Consider the following 221-nt stretch of genomic DNA (forward strand, 5'->3'; position numbering starts at 1 on the left):
GGTACTATGCGCTATCGGTCCATATCAGTGTTTCGCCTTGGAGGGTGGTCCCCCCAGCTTCCCACAGGGTTTCTCGTGTCCCGTGGTACTCCGGATCCTGCTCCATGCATTTGCTTACGCCTACGAGGCTCTCACTCTCTCTGGCTGAGCTTCCCAGCTCATTCTGCTTCACTCATGCATTTGATAGCAGTCCACAACCCCGGATTGGTTTCCCATCCCGG

At 56.1% G+C, this 221-nt stretch carries 1 rRNA gene; it reads right to left on the reverse strand.

Annotated features, from left to right (window positions below):
• A 23S ribosomal RNA gene (locus ACFCTO_RS12315) occupies positions 1-221 on the reverse strand; the annotation flags it as partial.

Origin of the sequence: Megasphaera indica, assembly GCF_046614755.1 — a bacterium.
Lineage (GTDB): Bacteria > Bacillota > Negativicutes > Veillonellales > Megasphaeraceae > Megasphaera > Megasphaera intestinihominis.